This is a genomic window from Limimaricola litoreus (assembly GCF_024159025.1).
GTDB classification, from domain to species: Bacteria; Pseudomonadota; Alphaproteobacteria; order Rhodobacterales; family Rhodobacteraceae; genus Limimaricola; species Limimaricola litoreus.
Genome location: NZ_JAMYXC010000327.1, coordinates 1 through 7,480 on the forward strand (window position 1 = coordinate 1; position 7,480 = coordinate 7,480).

6 protein-coding genes are annotated in these 7,480 nt (G+C 59.5%); 5 read left to right on the plus strand and 1 reads right to left on the minus strand.

The annotated features are described in order from the left end of the window. From NHG85_RS19560 to NHG85_RS19580, 5 genes are all read left to right on the plus strand, one after another. Positions 1–2,148 (plus strand): heavy metal translocating P-type ATPase (locus NHG85_RS19560; protein ID WP_253335415.1); only part of this gene is annotated, 2,148 nt, incomplete at its 5' end. A 66-nt stretch (positions 2,149–2,214) separates the two neighbouring features. Beyond that, the gene (locus tag NHG85_RS19565) at positions 2,215–2,724 is read left to right on the plus strand and encodes a L,D-transpeptidase family protein (RefSeq protein WP_253335416.1); all 510 of its coding nucleotides are present in this window, start codon (positions 2,215–2,217) and stop codon (positions 2,722–2,724) included. Positions 2,725–3,539: 815 nt separating this feature from the next. Continuing rightward, complete coding sequence (locus NHG85_RS19570) at positions 3,540–4,874, plus strand: DUF5930 domain-containing protein (RefSeq protein WP_253335417.1); 1,335 nt, start codon at positions 3,540–3,542, stop codon at positions 4,872–4,874. A 291-nt stretch (positions 4,875–5,165) separates the two neighbouring features. Further along, positions 5,166–5,831: a L,D-transpeptidase gene (locus NHG85_RS19575; protein ID WP_253335418.1), complete on the plus strand. Its 666-nt coding sequence runs from the start codon at positions 5,166–5,168 to the stop codon at positions 5,829–5,831. Between the two features lie 745 nt (positions 5,832–6,576). Next, on the plus strand, positions 6,577–6,714 hold the full coding sequence (locus NHG85_RS19580; protein WP_253335419.1) for a hypothetical protein: 138 nt from the start codon (positions 6,577–6,579) through the stop codon (positions 6,712–6,714). A gap of 52 nt (positions 6,715–6,766) precedes the next feature. On the opposite strand, the gene istB is transcribed toward NHG85_RS19580, so the two are convergent. After that, positions 6,767–7,480 (minus strand): IS21-like element helper ATPase IstB (gene istB, locus NHG85_RS19585; RefSeq protein WP_253335420.1); only part of this gene is annotated, 714 nt, incomplete at its 5' end.

A 7,480-nucleotide genomic window follows, 5' to 3' on the forward strand; every position in this document is an offset into this window, starting at 1 on the left:
GGGACTGAGCATCTGGCGTTCGATGTCATAAACGGACGAATGACGATCCTCGACACCGCTGACAGAATTTCGGACGACGAAGTTGCGCAGCTCGTCACAAGCACGGGGATGAGCGCCAAGCCGTGGGATGCAGACAACGCAGCGAAGGACCAGGCGGCGCATCTGGTACGTCAGAAGCGCTTCACCGCACTGAGTGGCAGCTGTTGGGCGGCGGGTTTTCTCTATCACATCGTTGAATCCGGAATGGGTGGCGCGCTTGGGCTGTTCGCAGGGCATGGTGAAATGACGATGCCATTGGTGGAAGCGGGGCTGTTTGCTGTTGCGATCCTCTTTGGGGTCTGGCTGGTTGCGCCCAAGGCTTGGTCTTCTGCGCGACGGTTTTCTCCTGACATGAACGTGCTGATGGTAGTTGCCGTGGTCGGCGCCATCGGGCTCGGTGAGTTCTTTGAGGCTGCTACGGTCGCGTTTTTCTTCTCTCTCTCTCTTTATCTCGAAAGCTGGAGCGTCGGACGCGCGCGCAACGCGGTGTCGGCCCTGCTGGATCTAGCACCGCCCTCGGCGCGGGTGATCCGACCGGACGGCATCGAGACGGATGTTCCAGCGGCAGAGGTCGCCGTGAACGACCGCTTCATCGTGCGCGGCGGCGACCGTATTCCCCTCGATGGTGAAGTCGTGGACGGGGCAGGGGCCGTCGATCAGGCGCCGATCACCGGGGAAAGCGCATTGGTGCCCAAGGAGCGCGGCGACGAGGTTTATGCCGGCACGATCAACGGTGAGGGTACGCTAATCATTCGCGCGACGAAGGCCGCCTCGGACACTGTGCTGGCAAAAATCATCCGCATGGTCGGCGATGCCCACGCGCGCCGCGCGCCGGTCGAACAGTGGGTTGCAAAGTTTGCACGCATCTACACCCCCATTATCATGATGCTGGCGATCGCCATTGCGCTGTTGCCACCGATCCTCCTGGGGGGGGGCTGGGACTACTGGTTCTACAATGCGCTGGTGCTTCTGGTCATCGCCTGTCCCTGCGCGCTGGTCATTTCTACGCCGGTTTCCATCGTGGCGGCGCTTACCGCTGCGGCACGAGCGGGGGTGCTCATCAAGGGCGGCGCCTATGTCGAAGCGCCGGGCCGCACCACGGCGCTCGCGATGGACAAGACCGGAACGATCACCATGGGCGAGCCCGAAGTGGCAGCAGTCTACCCCTTGGGCGATGCCTCGGCGCATGACCTGATGAAGCGAGCGGCGGCACTGGAGGCGCGTTCGTCGCACCCGTTGGCCCGTGCCATCCTTGCGCGCGCCGAATCCGAGGGTATCGACGTGTCGGCAGCGGACGAGACACGAACGGTGCCGGGGCGAGGATTGGAAGGGCGCGCCGACGGGCACTCCATCTGGCTTGGCTCGGACCGGTTCGCCGGCGAGAAAGGATTCAGCAATTGCATTCCGGCAGATCTCCGTGATCGGATCGAAGGGGCTGGTAGCACGCTCGTTGCTATAGGGGACGAAACAGGCGTGACCGGCATTCTGGAATTGCGCGATCGCATCAGACCTGATGCCAAGCGCATCGTGGCGGAACTGCACGCGAGGGGCGTGAAGACAATCGTCATGCTGACCGGGGACAATGAACGCACCGCCCGCGCGGTAGCTGCCGAGGTCGGCATCGACAAGGTGCGTGCCGAACTGCTGCCAGAGGACAAGGTGAGGATTATCGAGGAACTGGTCGCAGACCATGACATGGTGGCGATGATCGGCGATGGCGTGAACGATGCGCCGGCCATGGCAAGGGCACATTATGCCATCGCGATGGGTGCCGTCGGATCGGATGCGGCCATCGAGACGGCTGACATCGCGCTGATGACCGACGATATCGATCGCGTGCCATGGCTTATAGGTCATTCGCGTCGGACCATGACGATCATTCATCAGAACATTGGCATCTCACTGGCAGCCAAGGCCCTGTTTGTCGGATTGACAGCATTTGGCATGGCCTCGATGTGGGGTGCGATCGCCGCCGATGTGGGCGTATCCCTGCTAGTGGTGGCCAATGCGCTGCGGCTTCTGAATGGCCACCGGATCAAGGAAAGCCCATCGGGTGGTGAACCAGTGGGCGACCAGATGGCGAAAGGAGCACTGGCGCATGGTCATTGATCCGGCGTTTTTGGTAGAGTAGCGTTCCAACCGAACCAGACCTCGCAAATGAGGCGTCGAGTAGTGATGAATACCAGAATTCTGCGGCGAGCCTTTCTATCGGGCGGATTGGCCGCCGTTCTGTCGGGTTGTGCCAGCACGTTCAGATCTGACAATGGAGCCGAAGTCATCCGGCTGCGGATGTACAAGGCGCAACGCTTTCTGATCCTGGACGGTGCTGATGGTATAGTGCGAAGTTACCCCATCGGTCTCGGCTTCGCGCCCGAAGGCCACAAGCAATTCGAGGGAGACGGCCGCACTCCTGAAGGTTCCTACACAATTGACCGGCGCAACCCCAACAGCCTCTTTCACCTCTCCATCGGCATTTCCTATCCGAATGAGGCAGACATTGCTTTCGCGGAGGCGCAGGGTCGACCTCCCGGAGGGGATATCTTTGTTCACGGCGGCCCAAGGCGCGGGATCGATCCCATGAACAAGCGCGACTGGACGGCAGGCTGCATCGCGGTGTCGGACCGTCAAATCGAAGAAATCTACGCCATGGTGCGGATCGGGACGCCCATCGACATATACGCCTAAGAATCGGGCAAAGCGACGCCGCTAAAAGGCTTTAGACCCCATGATCGGGCAGTGAGCTGACTGGGTCAGTGGCCTCTCCCACGGCATTCTCCGTTCGAGGGTTGCGCCAGATTGGCTGGTGCCGAGCCTCAAGAATGGGGGAGAGACCATATGCAAGATGAGCTGCTCCCCGCCGGTCCCTCGGTCATTACGAGAGTTTGCGGGTTTGTGCTCTGGGACCCAACCTTGGACCGCCGGGATCTGAATTTTTCGGCCTTCATTCCGGTGACAGGCTGGTGGCGCCCTTTAAGTGGATCGAGATCGAGACCCATGGGGCGTGGTGATCCGGCTATGCCTTCCACGCCGACGGTGCGGATCGCCGAGATTGCCGCGGCGCTGCGCGAGGCTCGGTCGAAATCCTGCCGGATCAGCGCCTGCCGATCGTGATCCCCATGCGGCTCGTGGACTTCCGCCGTGGGAATGATGGGCTGGCGGCAACAACACTCCAGAAAGAGATGGTGCTCGATCCCCATTTTGGGCAAACGCAGTGGTGTTCAGATCAAAGCGAGGCGGCCGGATCAGGCCGCCAAGCGCCCGAGATCCTCGTCTGTAGTCTCGACCCGGGTCCCGCCGAGTCCGATCAGTCTGACTCGCATGGCATATTGTAGGGCGCGAGATCGGATGAGCCCTTTCCCGCAAAGAGATCATACGGACGGTTTCTGGCAAGATAACGCCGATGGGGGCTAAACCAGCAGTGGTCTGCCAAAGGCAGCTGTCAAATTCGTTGCGATTTCTTGGCGGCGCCGATACGCAGTCTCGCGGAGATACGGCCATCCATGGTCGCAGCAAGCTGGGGCGAGCCATTGACGTCGCAACCGATGAAGCGTGTATATGCGGCTTTTGAACGTCGCGTGCCGGAGCGGCGGCTCTTTATCAAGTCAGAGAACCATACCCGCTTTGTTCGTCTGGGGGTCAGGGCTCAACTGCTGGCTTGGACTGCAGGAGGGATGTTCGTTGCTTGGGCAATTCTCGTGACGGCGATCTTACTCATCGACTCGATCGGAGCCGGGAGCTACCGAGACCAAGCTGCACGTGACTTGAATATCTATGAGGGCCGTCTCAATGCATTGTCCGATGAGCGTGACCTACGTCGAAAAGAAGCCGGAGCGGCCCAAGAACGCTTCGTCGCCGCCCTTGAGCAGATCTCGGCACTACAGAGCGAACTTCTGACTTCTACGGAACGCCACCGCGAACTCGACACAGGGCTTAGAGCTCTGCAAGCAACCTTGCGGAAAACCATGTCCGACCGAAAGGAAGCTGAGGAGCGGCTGGCCACATTGCAGGCTAGCGAAGCCGGCGATGTGGTGCAGGCTTCCGATGCGTCGATCGGTGCCATTGACCTCTTGGCGAATGCACTCGCCGAAACGGCTGCCGAACGCGACCAGATAGCAACGGAGGCCATAGACGCTAGCGTGGTTACCGAAAAGTTCGATCTAGAACTGCGTCTCATGAAAGAGCGGAACAACGAAATCCTCGGACAGCTTGAGGATGCGTTGACGGTGCCTGTCGAGCCGCTCGATGACATGTTTCGCGCGGCAGACCTCGAACCCGAACAGCTGATGCGCGACGTGCATCAGGACCATTCCCAGAAAAGCGCGTCCTTGACGCAGATCCAGATGTCAACAATGGGAGCGGCAGATCTTGCAGACGAAACACTGCGAGCGAACCGAATTCTAGACCAGCTCGACCGCATCAACCACTACCGGCTCGCTGTCGAGCGCATTCCCTTCGCTATGCCTGTGCAAGCTTCATTCCGCTACACTTCAGGTTTTGGCCCGCGCTGGGGTCGAATGCACAAGGGCCTTGATATGGCTGGGCCTGTCGGCACACCGATCTACTCAACTGCAGACGGCGTGGTGACATATGCCGGTTGGCAGAGTGGCTATGGCCGCATCATTAAGGTTCAGCACGAGTTCGGAATCGAAACACGTTATCCCCATCTGAATAAGATCCGCGTCAAGGTCGGACAAAAAGTCTCACGTGGAGAGCAAATTGGCGATATGGGAAGCTCTGGACGCTCCACCGGCCCCCATCTCCACTATGAGATCCGGGTGAAAGGCGAGGCTGTAGATCCAATGATTTATATCCGGGCAGCTCAGAACACTCTCTGAGTTGTAGCTCCGGTTAAGGGTAAGGAAAGCGCTCCTTTTATTTGGCTCATCGGCAAAATTATCGCACGCTGCGGTGGTGCAGAGGCCGTCCACAGCATCAGGTCAGCTGGAGCCTCCGACAAACCCGGGACGGCTCGCCCCTCCATACCGTGAGCAGCCACATGCTCGTCGAATTCATCAAGAATTTTCCCAGCAATACCTTGAAGCTAAAGTTGGTAGAGGTCCTATGTGAGGGTAGTAACCTGCCGGCTTTTCTTCGGCATTAGGCTCCTTCCTGGATCAGGAGAAAGTATGCTTACGAGACGCCACTTCATTTCGACGACGGCCATGTTGTTCTCTGCTCCTATAGCGAGCCCCCTTCTCGCAAACACATGGCCAACAGAGGCCGAGAAGGCCGCTTGGGATGCACAGGTGACACCACCAAACTTCGATCCGGCGACTTCCAATCCGTGGGGCTTGCATTCGCGTTTTCTGCCGCAGCGGGTCGTTGCCAATGCCGACCTTACGCCAGGTGACATTCATGTCGATGCCGTGGCGCGGTATCTTTATCATATCGAACAGGATGGAACAGCCATGAGGTACGGCGTAGCCATTGGACGGGGTGGCCTATACGAGCCTGGTACTTATACAATCAAGCGCAAGGTCAAGTGGCCTCACTGGACGCCGACACAGTCCATGATTGAACGTGATCCCGAAACCTATGCGCAGTACTCGGAAGGGATGGAACCAGGACCGAACAATGCTTTGGGGTCACGCGCCCTCTACCTTTATGTGGGGGATCGAGACACTTACCTACGGATCCACGGTACACCCTCACCGCGGTCCATTGGTTCACGGGCTAGTTCGGGCTGTGTGCGCATGGTGATGGCGCACATCAACCAGCTTTATCCAGAAGTCGAGATCAATTCGACGGCCTTCCTCTATTCCGCCAAAGAAAGCGTTACTGCCCAAAGTTGAGGGACGGGCGGAATATGGCATTGGTATTTCCGGCCCCGACCCTGCAGTAGTCTTCAGAAGATGGCCGTCAGCTTCCTTGTCAGCATCTAAGTGGTAGTTTGCACACAAATGTGCTGGCCATCGACTGTCCGAAGCGGCAATTCTGTCGTTTCGACGGGGCCGGAATGGCGATACCAGTAGCAGCCGTCACTCGACCGCAGCCGCGCCGATGCGAGGTTTTGGTCGGGTGCCGCCAAGGCCGCTACGGCTTCAGATAGCTCTTGGTCCTGTCGACTATCAGAACTGTCATTCACTACTGCCGAACATGCACCGAGTACGAAACCGGCCATTAGGACCGATACGGATCGAATTCTCATCTACCGTCCTTCTTCTGCCGTTTGGCGATCATGCCTGTCGCCCGCACCCTTGCACCTGACAATCAGCGTCGCAACATAGAAAAACTGTAACCGCCGATTGAGGCCGCCTGCCTGACTGGGGCCCTCTGATCTAAGACACGTGCATAACGGCGTCGTTAACGACGTGTCTTATCTGAAGGGGCCATGATGGGCGAAGTTCTGGGCGTTGAGCGGCGCCGTCGATGGAGCGATGACGAGAAGCTCGAGATCCTCTCGGAGGTCGGCATTGGGTAGTGTCCTGTCACGTGGTGGACTTTCACGCCGCGCTAAAGGTGTAACCGGGGTGGCCATCGAGGACGTCGGTTATGGTGGAGTTTGCGGACTTCAACCACGGACCGAGGGAGATCTCGATGACCGACACCAACATGCCCCTGATCGAGCTTCTGCAAAAGCACGATGTCAACGACGGACTAAAAACCGGCCACGCGGCGCAAAACCAGGCCAGTGGCGGGGCGGCAAGCGCCATGCCGCGCGCGCTTGCCCCATAGCTGAGGCGTGGCATGGCGCATTGGCCCGCAGGGCCAATTCATCCGATGAGGATCAGGTTGGGACTACGGCCTTTCGCGCCCGGCTTTGGCCGAGCCGATAGCTGTCGCCATTCATCTCGAGGATATTGACGTGGTGGGTCAGCCTGTCGAGCAGCGCGCCGGTCAGGCGTTCGGTGCCGAAGGTTTCGGTCCACTCATCGAATGGCAAGTTGCTGGTGATTATCGTCGAGCCGCGCTCATAGCGCTGCGAGATCACCTCGAACAGGAGTTCGGCGCCGGTCTTCGACAAGGGCACGAAGCCCAGCTCGTCGATGATGAGCAGCTTGACGGTGGCCAGCTGCTTTTGGAGGCGAAGCAGGCGGCGCTCGTCGCGGGCCTCCATCAGCTCGTTGACCAGCGCGGCGGCCGTGATGAAGCTCACCGACAGCCCCTTCTGGCAGGCGGCCAGCCCCAGCCCGAGGGCGACATGGGTCTTTCCGGTTCCACTGGGCCCCAGGGCAATGACATTCTCGCGCCGGTCGATCCATGCGCTCCGGGCGAGGTCCAGCACCTGCATCTTGTTCAGATTGGGGATCGCCTTGAAGTCGAAACTGTCGAGGCTCTTGGTGGCGGGGAACTTCGCGGCCTTGATGCGGCGCTCGACCATCCTGCGCTCGCGGTCGATCAGCTCCAGCTCGACCAGGCGGGCCAGGAACTGGACATGGTCCAGCCCCTCGATGGCGCACTGGCGGCCGAGCTTCTCATATTCCCGCAGGAAGGTGGGCAG